We start from the raw sequence: 13,496 nt of genomic DNA, 5'->3' as shown, positions 1-13,496 counted from the left end.
CGGCGGGCCCGCGTCCGAAGAAGGACGCGGGCCCGCCGACGAGGAGCCGTCAGCGCATCGAGCCGGTGCGCAGGAGGGTGCGGATGACGCGCATCGCGACCGAGAGGCTGGACAGCTCGTAGTTGTCCGAACCCCTTATGTCGTCGAGGGTGCTCTTCGCGCGGTTCAGCAGCGTCGCGTTGAGCTCCGCCCAGGCGGTGTAGCGCTCCTCCGGGGTGGCGCCCTCGGGGCCGCAGACGAGGACGTCGGCGGTCAGCGCCGCGTGGGCCGCGAAGAGGTCCTCGCGGATCGCGGCACGGGCCATCGACGACCAGCGGTCGGTGCGGGGCAGGTCGATGATGCGGTCGAGCAGGTGCGAGATCTGCAGGCGGTCGCCGAGGTCGTAGTAGAGCTCGGCGACGTCCGTGACGTCCTTGCCGGAGCGCTCCGCGACCTCGGTGATGTCCAGGGCCGGGAAGACCGAGGACAGGCCCGCGATCCGGGTGGCCAGCTCCTCCGGCACGCCCGCCGCGGCGAGCTCGCCGTGGATCGACTCGAACCAGGTCAGGTCCTCGCCGCGCAGCGGCTTGGGCAGCGAGCCCCAGACCTGGGCGACCCGGTCGTGGAAGAACTCGATCGTGCCGGCGATGTCGAGCGGCTGGCGGCGGTTGTTGAGCATCCACCGGGTGGCGCGCTCGACCAGGCGCCGCGAGTGCAGCCGCATCTTGGTCTGGACCCGGGCCGGGACCTTGTTGTCCAGGCCCTCGATCTCGCCCCAGATCTCCTCCAGGTCGAACACGGCCCGCGCGGCGGTGTGCGTCCGGGCGATCTCCTCGTAGGTCGCGCCGGTCTCCTCCTTCAGGCGGAAGGCGAAGGTGCAACCACCGCGGTTGATCGTGTCGTTGACGATCAGCGTGGTGATGATCTCGCGGCGCAGCGCGTGGCTGTCGATCGCGTCGGCGAACCGGGCCCGCAGCGCGCTCGGGAAGTACTCGTGCAGCGCGGTGCGGAAGTACGGGTCGTCCGGCAGGTCGGTGGCGAGGAGCTCCTCGGCCAGCGTGATCTTGGTGTACGCGAGCAGGACGGACATCTCGGGCTGCGAGAGCCCGCGGCCGTTCTGCTGGCGCTCACGGATCTGGCGCTCGGTGGGCAGGAACTCCAGCGCCCGGTCGAGCTGACCGTCCGCCTCGAAGCGGTTGATCATCCGGGAGTGGACGTTGACCATGCTGTGCGCCTGGGCGACGGCGTTGGCCAGCACCACGTTCTGCGCGTAGTTGTTGCGCAGCACCAGGTGGCCGACCTCGTCGGTCATCTCGGCCAGCAGGGTGTTGCGCTGCTTGACCGTCATGTCGCCCTCGGCGACGACGCCGTTGAGCAGGATCTTGATGTTGACCTCGTGGTCCGAGGTGTCCACGCCGGCCGAGTTGTCGATGGCGTCGGTGTTGATCCAGCCGCCGGTGCCCTCCGGGCCGCCGGCCGCCGCGTACTCGATGCGGCCGAGCTGGGTGCAGCCGAGGTTGCCGCCCTCGCCGATGACCCGGGCCCGGACCTGCTCGCCGTTGACGCGGATGGCGTCGTTGGCCTTGTCGCCGACCTCGGCGTTGGTCTCGCCGGAGGCCTTGACGTAGGTGCCGATGCCACCGTTCCAGAACAGGTCGACCGGCGCCTGCAGGATCGCCTTCATCAGCTCGGCCGGGGTGAGCCGGGCGTCCGTGATGCCGAGGGCGGCCCGGACCTGCGCGCTGAGGTGGATCGACTTGGCACTGCGCGGGAAGACCCCGCCACCGGCCGAGATCAGCGACTTGTCGTAGTCGTCCCAGGAGCTGCGCGGCAGCTCGAAGAGGCGGCGGCGCTCGGCGTACGAGGCGGCCGCGTCCGGGTTCGGGTCGAGGAAGATGTGGCGGTGGTCGAAGGCGGCGACCAGCCGGATGTGCTCGCTGAGCAGCATGCCGTTGCCGAAGACGTCGCCGGACATGTCGCCGATGCCGATGACGGTGAAGTCCTCGGTCTGGGTGTCGACGCCGAGCTCGCGGAAGTTGCGCTTGACCGACTCCCAGGCGCCGCGGGCGGTGATGCCCATGCCCTTGTGGTCGTAGCCGGCCGAGCCGCCGGAGGCGAACGCGTCGCCCAGCCAGAAGCCGTAGGACTCGGCGACGCCGTTGGCGATGTCGGAGAAGGTCGCGGTGCCCTTGTCGGCGGCGACGACCAGGTAGGTGTCGTCCTCGTCGTGGCGGACCACGTCGGCCGGGTGGACGACCTCGCCGCCGACCAGGTTGTCGGTGATGTCGAGCAGCGCCGAGATGAACGTCCGGTAGGAGGAGATGCCCTCGGCCAGCCACGCGTCGCGGTCCACCGACGGGTCCGGCAGCTGCTTGGCGACGAAGCCGCCCTTGGCGCCGACCGGCACGATGACGGTGTTCTTCACCATCTGCGCCTTGACCAGGCCGAGGATCTCGGTGCGGAAGTCCTCGCGCCGGTCGGACCAGCGCAGACCGCCGCGGGCGACCTTGCCGAAGCGCAGGTGCACGCCCTCGACCTGCGGCGAGTACACCCAGATTTCGAACGCCGGGCGCGGGGCCGGCAGGTCCGGGATGGCCTTCGGGTCGAACTTCATCGACACGTAGGAGTGCCACGCGCCGGAGCCGTCGTGCTGGAAGAAGTTGGTCCGCAGGGTGGCCTTGATGAGGTGCAGGAAGGAGCGCAGGATGCGGTCCTCGTCCAGCGAGACGACCTCGTCGAGCGCGCCGGACAGCTCCTCCAGGACGGCCTCGGTCAGCTCCAGGGCGCCCGAACGGTGGCTCGGGCTCAGCCGGGCCTCGAACAGGTTGACCAGCAGGCGGGTGGTGTGGGTGTTGTTGCGGAGCGCGTCCTCCATGTAGTCCTGGGAGAACGTGGAGCCGGCCTGGCGCAGGTACTTCGCGTACGCGCGCAGCATCATCGCCTGGCGCCAGGTCAGCCCGGCGGTGAGGACCAGCTCGTTGAAGCCGTCGTTCTCGGCCTTGCCGGTCCAGGTGGCGGCGAAGGTCTCCTGGAAGCGCTCGCGCGCCTCGTCGGTGAGCCCGGTGGCCTCGCGCAGCTTCAGGCCGAAGTCGTACACCCACGCGGTGGTGCCGTCGGAGCGGCGCAGCGCGTACGGGTGCTCGTCCAGCACCTCGACGCCCAGGCGCTGGAGCACCGGCAGGACCTCGGTGAGCGAGATCGGGCCGCCGACCCGGTAGATCTTGAAGCGGCGCTCGTCGTCGCCCGCGCCGACCGGCTGGTACAGGTTGAGGCGGAAGTCGCCCTCGCCGTGCAGCGATTCGATCTGCTTGATGTCGGAGACGGCGGTGCGCGGCGGGAAGTCGGCGCGGTAGCCGTCGGGGAAGGCGTTGGCGTACTTGTGGCCGAGCTCGGCGGCCTTCTCCTCGCCCAGCTCGATGTGCAGCTGGTCGTGGAAGCCGTCCATCCAGAACCGGGCGGCCTCGGCCAGGCGGCTCTCGATCCGCTCGATGTCGGTGTCGGTGAGCTGCGGCAGCTCGGTGCCGGGGGCGACCCGGACGACGAAGTGCAGGCGGGTCAGCACCGACTCGGTGGCGTACACCGTGTAGTCGATGGCGTCGCCGTTGAGCTCTTCCTTGAGGATGTCGGTGAGCAGCAGGCGGATCCGGGTGGTGTACCGGTCGCGCGGCAGGTAGATGAACGCCGAGTAGTAGCGGCCGTACTCGTCCTGGCGCAGGAAGAGGCGCAGCTTACGGCGCTCCTGCAGGTAGAGCACGCTGGTGGCGATGGAGAGCAGTTCGGAGGCCGCCGTCTGGAACATCTCGTCCCGGGGGAAGGTCTCCATGATCTGCAGCAGGTCGCGGCCGTCGTGGCTCTCGCTGGAGAAGCCGGAGCCGTCCAGGACGGCCTGGACCTTGCGGCGCACGACCGGGATCCGGGTGACGGACTCGGTGTACGCGGCGGAGGAGAACAGGCCGAGGAAGCGGCGCTCGCCGATCGGCTCGCCGGCGGCGTTGAACTTCTTCACGCCGACGTAGTCCAGGTAGGCCGGGCGGTGCACGGTGGCACGGCTGTTGGCCTTGGTGAGGACGAGCAGCTTCTTCTCGTGGGCCTTGGCGCGCACCGGCGCGGAGAGGCGACCGAAGGCCTCGCTGACGGCGTGGTGGCGGTCGTCGTGGCTGTGCGGGTCGGCGCGCAGGATGCCGAGGCCGGTGCCGGCGACGGCCTTGAGGACCTCCTCGCCCTCGTGCTCGACGAGGTCGTACTCGCGGTAGCCGAGGAAGGTGAAGTGGTCGTCGGCGAGCCAGCGCATCAGCTCCCAGGCCTCGCCGACCTCCTGCTCGGGCAGGCCTGCCGGGGGCTCCTCGGCCAGCTCGTCGGCCAGGCGCAGCGCGCTCTCGCGCATCTTGGCCCAGTCCTCGACGACCTCGCGGACGTCGCCGAGCACGCGGCGCAGGTTGGTCTCGATCGAGCGCAGGTCCTCGCGGTCGGTCTCGCGGTCGATCTCGATGTGCATCCACGACTCGACGGTCGCGTCGGCGGGCCACTCGGCGCCGGCGGCCTGGCTGCGGGCACAGGCGTCGACGTCCAGGATCTCCAGCAGCTTGCCGGTGATGTCACGGCGGACGACCAGCTGCGGGTGGATCACGATGTGGATCGCGCGGTCCTGGCGGGAGAGCTCGTTGGTGACCGAGTCGACCAGGAACGGCATGTCGTCGGTGACGACCTCGACCACGGTGTGACCGCAGGACCAGCCGTTCTCCTCGACCGAGGGGGTGTACACCCGCACCTCGGCGGTGCCCTGCGGGCGCTTGAGGCCCAGACGGTAGTGCGAGGCGGCCGCGCCGTAGACGTCGACCTGGTCGCGGTCGACAAGGTCCTCGGGCGCGGTGTGGAGGTAGTAGTGGTGCAGGTACGCGGTAAGAGCGCCGTTGCTCAGACCCTCCCCCGGCGCCGCTCCCCCCACCTGGCTGTTCTCAGCGGCTGCGGCTGCCTTCTTGAGCAGGTCGGCCTTGGCTGCATCCAGCTTGGTCTGCATGACTTCTTGGCTCCTGTCGCGCGCCGTTGCGTGACTCGGTAGGTGTGTGGATGTACACCGACGGGTCACCCGCAATCCTGCCGCACCATCCGATTGAAAGGGCTCCATGACGCATGAAACTCCTTCGCAGCGGGTAGGACGAGTCATTCGGCCTGCGAAGCCACCCGACGACGCCGCCCAGCCTAACCGGATCATTCGAAGGTGGACAGGGACAGGGAGGCACAAACCTGCAGGATGACAGGTCCGTCCTGGACAGCATGTCCAAACCGGAACCCGATGTTCGCCATCAGCCCATGTGCGGGTAGACGTGGTGGGTCGGCGGGACGAAGGTCTCCTTGATCGAACGGGCCGAGGTCCAGCGCAGCAGGTTCTGGGCGGCGCCCGCCTTGTCGTTGGTTCCGGAGGCACGGCCGCCGCCGAACGGCTGCTGGCCGACCACCGCGCCGGTCGGCTTGTCGTTGATGTAGAAGTTTCCGGCGGTGAAGCGCAGTTCCTCCACGGCCTTGGCGATCGCGTGGCGGTCCTGTGCGATGACGGAGCCGGTCAGTCCGTACGGGGCGGCGGAGTCGATCCGTCCGAGCACGTCGTCCCAGCGGGCGTCCTCGTAGACGTGGACGGCGAGGATCGGGCCGAAGTACTCGGTGCGGAAGATCTCGCCGCGGTGGTCGGAGGAGACCAGGACGGTCGGCCGGACGAACCAGCCGATCGCGTCGTCGTACTGGCCTCCGGCCGCCAGCTCGATCGACGGGTCGCGCCTGGCCCGCTCGATGGCGTCCCGGTTCTTCTCGAAGGCGCGCCGGTCGATGAGCGCGCCCATGAAGTTCGAGAGGTCGGTGACGTCGCCGACGGTGAGGGCGTCCACCTCGGCCAGGAAGTCGTCCTTGATCCGCTGCCAGATGCTGCGCGGCAGGTAGGCGCGGGAGAGCGCCGAGCACTTCTGGCCCTGGTACTCGAAGGCGCCGCGGATCAGCGCGGTCCTGAGGATCTCCGGGTCGGCCGAGCGGTGGGCGAGCAGGAAGTCCTTGCCGCCGGTCTCGCCGACGATCCGCGGGTACGTCCGGTAGCCGCCGATGTTGGCGCCGATCGTCTGCCAGAGCGACCGGAAGGTGGCGGTCGAGCCGGTGAAGTGCAGGCCGGCCAGCGCCGGGTCGGCGAGCGCGACCGGGGACACCTGGAGGCCGTCGCCGGTGACCAGGTTGATCACCCCGGGCGGCAGGCCGGCCGCCTCCAGCAGCCGCATCAGGTGGTGGGCGGCCAGCATCTGGGTCGGCGCGGGCTTCCACACCACGGTGTTGCCCATCAGCGCGGGGGCGGTGGGCAGGTTCCCGGCGATCGCGGTGAAGTTGAACGGCGTGATCGCGTAGACGAAACCTTCCAGCGGGCGGTGGTCGGTGCGGTTCCACACCCCCGGCGAGGAGAGCGGCTGGTCGGCCAGGATCTGGCGGGCGAAGCGGACGTTGAAGCGCCAGAAGTCGATCAGCTCGCAGGCCGAGTCGATCTCGGCCTGCTGCACGGTCTTGGACTGGCCCAGCATGGTGGCCGCGTTGAGGGTCTCCCGCCAGGGCCCAGCGAGCAGGTCGGCGGCGCGCAGGAAGACCGCGGCGCGGTCGTCGAAGGACAGCGAGCGCCACTCCCGCCCGGCGGCCAGCGCGGCGTCCACCGCCGCGCGGGCGTCCTCCCGGGTGGCGTTGCCGAGCACGCCCAGCTTGGCGGCGTGGTTGTGCGGCTGGACGACGTCGATCCGCTCGCCGCCGCCGAAGCGCTGCTCGCCGCCGATGGTCATCGGCAGCGGGACCTGCTCGTCCGCCAGTTCGTCCAGCCGCCGCACCAGGCGCTCCCGCTCGGGGCTGCCGGGCCCGTACGCCCGCACCGGCTCGTTGACCGGCTCCGGCACCTGGGTCACTGCGTCGATGGGCATGGCGGCTCCGTCCTCATGGCTGCTGCGGACTCTCTCCGGGGGGTGTCAGTCCAGCCTGACCAGCCTCCGGCGGATCCGCCCGTCCAGACACGCGGACGGCGGACGTGGCGCGCGCCACGTCCGCCCCCAGCCTCCGGCCGGGGGGACCCCCGACATCGCCGCAGCTCAGGCCGCCAGCCGCCCGGCCAGCTCGACCGCCTCCGCGAGGGTGTCCACGACCGGCACGCCGACCGGCTCCAGCTTCTCCCGGGTGTGCGAGCCGCCCGTGTACAGCACGGCGTGCGCGCCCGCGCTCAGCGCCGCCAGGGCGTCGTCCGCGGCGTCCCCGATGAGGACCGTACGGGCCGGGTCCACGTGCTCGCCGAGGGCCGCGAGGTGGAGGACCAGATGCTCGGCCTTCTGGCCGCCGGACGGGCCGCTGCGGCCGTCCACCCGCAGGAAGCTGCCGGTCAGGCCGAAGGCGTCGACCAGCGGCACCAGCTTCTCGTGCTCGTACATCGACAGCAGGGACTGGCTGTGCCCCGCCTCCTGCCAGCCCGACAGCAGCTCGCGGACGCCGTCGGTCAGGCCGCAGGCCGGGCTCAGCTCGCGGTAGCGGTCGTGGAAGGCGTCGTCCAGCCGGAGCCACTCGGCCCGGGACGGCATGCGGCCGAGCAGGCGCTCGTAGAAGCGGGGGATCGGGATCTCGTACTGCTCGCGGTACTCCTGCATGGTCATCGGCCCGATGCCGATGGTCGCGAACGCGGCGTTGCTCGCCCCGAGCACCGCCTCCATGTCGTGGAAGAGCGTGCCGTTCCAGTCCCAGACGATGTGATGACGCACGACCGGAACGGTAGCTCGGGGCACGGACAGGCCGGTAGGACGGATCTCACGCACCCGGCCGCGCCCGCGCCCGCGCTCTGCGCCCTGCGCCCTGCGCCCTGCGCCCGCTCAGGCGATCAGCGTCGGGATCTCCTGGGTCGCGAACCAGAGCAGGTCGTGGTCCTCGGCGCCGTCCACGGTGAACTGGGCGTCCTGGTCCCCCTCGTCGGCCGCGGCCACCGCGGCCACGGCCGCCGTCACGTCCTCGACCACCTCGTCGTCGGCGACGTCCGCGTGCACGGCCGCCGCCTTCGCCAGCTTCACCGGGCCGGCCAGCACCACGCGGCCCAGCGAGGCCTGGTCCTGGTACTCGTCGCCGGGGAACGGCCGGACGGCGGAGTCCGCCACGTCCAGCGCCACCACGACCCGGCGGCGCGGCGCGTCCGGATCGGCGGCCAGCAGCCGCAGCGAGGACTGCGCGGCCCGGTTCAGCGCCGCGTACTCCAGCTCCTCGATGTCGTCGCTGACGTACCACTCGCGCAGCGCGGGCGTCACGGCGTACGCCGCGGACTGCTCCAGGACGCCGCCCGGGTGCGCCGCCGCCAGGCCGGTCAGGGTGGTGGGCACGTACACGCGCATCGGTGACACTCTCCGGTTCGTACAGCGTTCGTCCAGCGGCACAGCTTCCAGCGCCCCCAAGAATAAGCTCCGGGCGCCCGCCGTGATCACGTCCTGCGGATCAGCGGGCCGCCGCCAGCGCCTCCCGGCTGGTGCGCAGCGCGCTGTCCAGCACCGCGCCCCGGCGGGCCGGGTCCATCATGTTCGGGCCCATCGCCGCCAGGTCCGCCAGCGTCGGCGCGAGCAGCCGCACCCGGACGCCCTCGGCCCGCAGCAGCGCGGTCTCGCGCAGCAGCTGCCTGGTCACCGCCCGGCGGTAGCGGCTGACCAGCTGGGCCAGCACGCCGCGCGGGCGGTCCCGGGCGCGCCACTCGCGCAGCGCGGCGGCGCTGCCGCGGTCGGGCCGCTCGGCGCGGGGGTGCAGCCGCAGGGCCATCGGGGCGAGCACGTACACCTCGTCGAGGCCGCGGCCGAGCAGCAGGTCGGCGTTGGTGGCCGACCAGCAGCCGCCGTCCACGTACGCCGAACCGTTCAGGCGGACGGGCGCGAACCAGCCCGGGATCGCACAGGAGGCCATCACGGCGTCGGCGATCGCGACCGCCGGGGCGTCCGGGTCGCCGAAGACGACCCGGCGGCCGCTGCGGTAGTCCACCGCCGCGACCCGCAGCCTGGAGCCGGCCGGCCAGCCGGCCGGCCCGGGCAGGCCGCGGACCAGCTCGCCGACCGGGGCCAGCGAGCCGCGGCCGTGCGGCGCCACCGCCGACACCATGGTCAGCAGCGGGTACTCGCGCGGGTGCCGGACGGCGTCGCGCAGCAGGCCCGGCGAGCCGATCCCGGCGCGCGGCCGGGGCGGCAGGGCGCCGCCGACGGCCGTCTCGTAGTCGAAGGCCAGGTCGGCCAGCGGGCCGTCGGTGAGCGGCAGGCCCCGCTGGTGGTCGCGCAGCTGGTCGGTCGGCACGCCGACGGCGAGCAGCGCGCCGAGGATCGAGCCCGCCGAGGTGCCGAGGAGCACGTCGGCGCCGCCGGGACGCCACCCGGTCGCCTCCTCGACGGCGCACAGCGCGCCGACCGTCCAGGCCGCGCCGAGCATGCCGCCGCCGCCCAGCACCAGCCCGCGCCGGGGATCTCCCTGTGGGGCGCCCGCCCGGGCCGGAGTCTTCGCCGCTGCTGCCCGTGTCGTCATACCGGCCGCCTGTCGTCGTGGGGCGTCGCGCCCGCTCCTGCGGTTCCCGGTCAGGATCCGATCTTGCGCGTCGATCGCCGCCCGGCGCAACGCCTGCCCCGGCCCGCACCACCCGGACCGCCGAACCCGACCGTCCCCTTTCGGGCCCAACCGCCCGTCCCCCCACGTCAACCGCATGCCGCCGGGACGGCCCCGGCATCCGCCGCCGCAACGGGCCATTCACCCGGATAGGTGAACTTTCCCCTCCGCTCCCCGCGGTTGCGGAAAGCCCTTGCCACCCCATCCCGGCCGCCGCTACCAAGGACCCGTCCGTACCCGCACCACCCACCCGAGGAAGACCCGTGACCACGCCCCTGAGCGCCCCCGCCCGCCCGCACGGCCCCGAGGAGAGGCCCGCGACCGCCCCACCCGCCCCTCATCCCCGCCTGCACGGCAACGCCCCGCAAAGGCGTCGGCACCCACACCACCGGCCCGAGGAGACCGCCATCAGCACCCCCACCCCACTCGCCGCCCGCCCCCACCGCCACCCGCACGGCAGTGCCCCGCACCCCGCCGGGCGCCGGCCCCGGCAGCCCCGGGCCGACTGCGCCGGTGCGCCGCCCGGGCACGACCCGCGCGCGCTCGCGGCGCGCTTCGCGCACCAGCTCGTCGAGGTGCTCACCGGCGCCCGCCCGTCCGGCCAGCTGATGCGGCACACCAGCCTGGACGGCTACGGCCAGCTCGCCTCACTCGTCCGCGCCGGCGCCCTGCGCCGCGGCGGCGGCGCCGCCCGGCCCCGGCTCGGCCCGGTGCACGACAGATCGCCCTCGCCCGACGCCGTCGAGGCCTGCGTCCGGGTCGACCTCGGCCGGCGGCACCACATGGTGGCCTTCCGCCTCGAACAGCGCGGCCCGGCCGGGCAGTGGCAGTGCACCGCCGTGGAGGCCCGGTGACGGCGCAGGGCGCCGCCCCCGTACGGGAACGGCGCCCTGCCAGGTGACGCGGTGGCTCAGCCCTTGCGGCGGCGGCCCTTGGCGGACTTCGCGGCCTTGCGACGCTCGGCGCGGGTCAGGCCGTCGCCCTCGTCCTCCGGCGCGAGGTCCTCGAAGTCGCCCTCGACCACACCGCCGCCGACCTCCTCCGAGGGGGCCGTGTAGTGCAGTCGCTGCGGCTTCGGGGCCTCCAGGCCCTTGGCCTTGATCTCCGGGCGGGCGGAGTCCTTCTCCAGCTTGTCGAGCACCACCTCGGCGTCCTCGACCGGGACCTCCTCGACCTGCTGCTCGACCTGGACCTCCAGGTTGAACAGGTAGCCGACGGACTCCTCCTTGATGCCCTCCATCATCGCGGTGAACATGTCGAAGCCCTCGCGCTGGTACTCGACCAGCGGGTCGCGCTGCGCCATGGCCCGCAGGCCGATGCCCTCCTGGAGGTAGTCCATCTCGTAGAGGTGCTCGCGCCAGCGGCGGTCCAGCACCGAGAGGACGACTCGGCGCTCGAGCTCACGCATGATCTCCGCGCCGAGCTGGTCCTCGCGGGCGCCGTACTGGGCCTGGATGTCCTCCTGGACGACCTTGACGAGGAACTCGGGGGTCAGGCCGCCGGGGCCGCCCACCTCCTCCTCCAGCTCCGCGAGGTCCAGGGTGATCGGGTAGAGCTGCTTGAGCGCGGACCAGAGCTTCTCCAGGTCCCAGTCGTCCTCGAAGCCCTCGCCGGTGGCCGCCTTGACGTAGGCCTCGACGGTGTCGTCCATGAAGTGGCCGACCTGCTCCTGGAGGTCCTCGCCCTCCAGCACGCGACGGCGCTCGCCGTAGATGACCTCGCGCTGGCGGTTCAGCACCTCGTCGTACTTCAGGACGTTCTTGCGGATCTCGAAGTTCTGCTGCTCGACCTGGGTCTGCGCGGAGGCGATCGCGCGGGTGACCATCTTCGACTCGATCGGCACGTCCTCGGGCACGTTGGCCATCGAGAGCACGCGCTCGACCATGCCGGCCTTGAACAGGCGCATCAGGTCGTCGCCGAGCGACAGGTAGAAGCGGGACTCGCCCGGGTCACCCTGACGGCCGGAGCGGCCGCGCAGCTGGTTGTCGATGCGGCGGGACTCGTGCCGCTCGGTGCCGAGGACGTAGAGGCCGCCGGCCTCCTTGACCTCGTCCTGCTCGACCTTGACCGAGGCCTTGGCCTTCTCCAGCGCGGCCGGGAACGCGGCCTCGTACTCCTCCGGGGTGTCCACCGCGGAGAGCCCGCGCTGGGCCAGTTCGGCCGCCGCGAGGTGGTCGGCGTTGCCACCGAGCATGATGTCGGTGCCACGGCCGGCCATGTTGGTGGCGACGGTGACGGCGCCCTTGCGGCCGGCCTGCGCGACGATCTGCGCCTCGCGCTCGTGGTGCTTGGCGTTCAGCACCTCGTGCGGGATGCCGCGCTTGCGCAGCTCCTGCGACAGGTACTCGGACTTCTCGACCGACACGGTGCCGACCAGCACCGGCTGGCCCTTGGCGTGCTTCTCGGCGATGTCCTCGACGACGGCGGCGAACTTGGCCGGCTCCGACTTGTAGATCAGGTCGGGCTGGTCGATGCGCAGCGGCGTCTTGTTGGTCGGGATCGGCACGACGCCGAGCTTGTAGATCTGGTGGAACTCGGCGGCCTCGGTGGTACCGGTTCCGGTCATGCCGGCCAGCTTGTCGTACAGGCGGAAGAAGTTCTGCAGGGTGATGGTGGCCAGCGTCTGGTTCTCGTTCTGGACCTCCACCCCCTCCTTCGCCTCGATCGCCTGGTGCATGCCCTCGTTGTAGCGGCGGCCGGCCAGGATGCGGCCGGTGTGCTCGTCGACGATCATGACTTCGCCGTTCATCACGACGTAGTCCTTGTCCGCCTTGTACAGCTCCTTGGCCTTGATGGCGTTGTTCAGGAAGCCGACCAGCGGGGTGTTCACCGACTCGTAGAGGTTGTCGATGCCGAGGTAGTCCTCGACCCGGGTGACGCCCTCCTCCAGGATGCCGACGGTGCGCTTCTTCTCGTCGACCTCGTAGTCGCGGTCGATCTTCAGACGCAGCACCAGCTTGGCGAAGTCGGCGTACCACTTGGTCGCCTGGTCCGCCGGGCCGGAGATGATCAGCGGGGTGCGGGCCTCGTCGATGAGGATCGAGTCGACCTCGTCGACCACCGCGAAGTTGTGGCCGCGCTGGACGAGTTCGTCCTGCGACCAGGCCATGTTGTCGCGCAGGTAGTCGAAGCCGAACTCGTTGTTGGTGCCGTACGTGATGTCCATCGCGTACTGGCGCTTGCGCTCGGCGGGCGTCATGTTGCCCAGGATCACGCCGACTTCGAGGCCGAGGAAGCGGTGCACCCGGCCCATCCACTCCGAGTCGCGCTCGGCGAGGTAGTCGTTGACGGTGATCAGGTGGACGCCCTTGCCGGTGAGCGCGTTCAGGTACGCGGGCAGGGTGCCGACGAGGGTCTTGCCCTCGCCGGTGCGCATCTCGGCGACGTAGCCGAAGTGCAGCGCGGCGCCGCCCATGAGCTGGACGTCGTAGTGCCGCTGGCCGAGGACGCGCTTGGCGGCCTCGCGGACGGTGGCGAACGCCTCGGGGAGGATGTCGTCCAGGGTCTCGCCGTCGACGAGCCGCTGCTTGTACTCGTCGGTCAGCGCGCGCAGCTCGGCGTCGGTGAGGTTGACGAAGTCCTCTTCGATGGAGTTGACCTGGGCAGCAATCCGCTGCAGCTTGCGAAGGATCTTGCCTTCGCCGGCGCGCAGGATCTTGTCGAAGACGGACACTAGAGCGGGCTCCTTGCCTGTATTGGCACTGGACGACTGCACGGCGGGTCCACCCCACCGCACGGGCCATCGTATGCGAGGAGTCCAACGCCCCGGGAGGTGCGTCAGCACGGTATTCCCGTGTCACTCGCGCGGGCACCCGACCGATAGCACCGCCCACCGGGGCAAAACGGTCGCCGGGCCGCCGAGTTGGCGGATCGATCGGATGTCCGCCCTCCGTTCGCACGAA

The 13,496-nt window shown here is 71.5% G+C and carries 7 protein-coding genes; 1 reads left to right on the top strand and 6 read right to left on the bottom strand.

The window, feature by feature from the left end:
* Nucleotides 1–49: 49 nt before the first annotated feature.
* The 5 genes from ACWCXH_RS14600 to ACWCXH_RS14580 form a co-directional block, all read right to left on the bottom strand.
* Nucleotides 50–4,996: an NAD-glutamate dehydrogenase gene (locus ACWCXH_RS14600; RefSeq protein WP_449801783.1), complete on the bottom strand. Its 4,947-nt coding sequence runs from the start codon at nt 4,994–4,996 to the stop codon at nt 50–52.
* A gap of 286 nt (nt 4,997–5,282) precedes the next feature.
* A complete protein-coding gene (gene pruA, locus ACWCXH_RS14595) occupies nt 5,283–6,908 on the bottom strand; it encodes an L-glutamate gamma-semialdehyde dehydrogenase (protein WP_449801916.1) in 1,626 nt (541 codons plus the stop codon).
* 171 nt (nt 6,909–7,079) lie between these two features.
* On the bottom strand, nt 7,080–7,736 hold the full coding sequence (locus ACWCXH_RS14590; protein ID WP_449801782.1) for an HAD family hydrolase: 657 nt from the start codon (nt 7,734–7,736) through the stop codon (nt 7,080–7,082).
* A gap of 108 nt (nt 7,737–7,844) precedes the next feature.
* Entirely contained in the window at nt 7,845–8,354 is a 510-nt protein-coding gene (locus tag ACWCXH_RS14585; protein WP_449801781.1) for a DUF6912 family protein, read from the bottom strand.
* 100 nt (nt 8,355–8,454) lie between these two features.
* Nucleotides 8,455–9,516 carry a patatin-like phospholipase family protein gene (locus ACWCXH_RS14580; protein ID WP_449801780.1) on the bottom strand — a complete coding sequence of 354 codons (1,062 nt, stop codon included), beginning with the start codon at nt 9,514–9,516 and terminating at the stop codon, nt 8,455–8,457.
* Nucleotides 9,517–9,857: 341 nt separating this feature from the next.
* On the opposite strand from ACWCXH_RS14580, the gene ACWCXH_RS14575 reads away from it, so the two are divergent.
* Nucleotides 9,858–10,448, top strand: coding sequence for an Rv3235 family protein (locus tag ACWCXH_RS14575; RefSeq protein ID WP_449801779.1), 591 nt, complete (start codon nt 9,858–9,860; stop codon nt 10,446–10,448).
* Nucleotides 10,449–10,504: 56 nt separating this feature from the next.
* Here ACWCXH_RS14575 and secA read toward each other — a convergent pair whose 3' ends face one another.
* Nucleotides 10,505–13,267 (bottom strand): preprotein translocase subunit SecA, encoded by a 2,763-nt coding sequence (gene secA, locus ACWCXH_RS14570; RefSeq protein ID WP_449801778.1) that lies wholly within the window; start codon nt 13,265–13,267, stop codon nt 10,505–10,507.
* Nucleotides 13,268–13,496 lie beyond the last annotated feature (229 nt).

This window comes from Kitasatospora sp. NPDC001660 (genome assembly GCF_053596725.1).
This window is presented reverse-complemented; position numbering and strand designations above follow the sequence as displayed.